Annotated in this window: 1 protein-coding gene; it reads left to right on the forward strand. The window is 42.3% G+C overall.

Translation table 11 applies throughout. The annotated features are described in order from the left end of the window. On the forward strand, positions 1-310 hold a 310-nt coding region (locus GQ598_RS10995), incomplete at both ends, for a hypothetical protein (RefSeq protein WP_160404149.1).

Here is a 310-nt window from a genome sequence, read left to right on the forward strand (position 1 = left end):
GTTCCAAATAGAGCCAGTTTTAATGGTCAGACGGTGACATATTATATCAATCCATATGGTGTTACTGGTCCTGTTGTTTGTCACGCAAGGCCGAATCTTCGTTATGGCCACATCGACTATGCTGGCCCATCTAACATATGGTCTTCTACAAAGGGTTTTTTAACTCAGTCAATAAGTTCATCATCTTATGACCAAAATTTTCCTACAACGGGTACTGATGGGGCATATTTTGATTTGGACATTGTTGGCGTGGATGCAAGTCAGTTGACGTGGTCTGTTGTCACGAATGGTAGTATAAGGGCAACGGTGA

This window comes from Gilliamella sp. Pas-s95 (genome assembly GCF_009795795.1).
Lineage (GTDB): Bacteria > Pseudomonadota > Gammaproteobacteria > Enterobacterales > Orbaceae > Gilliamella > Gilliamella bombicola.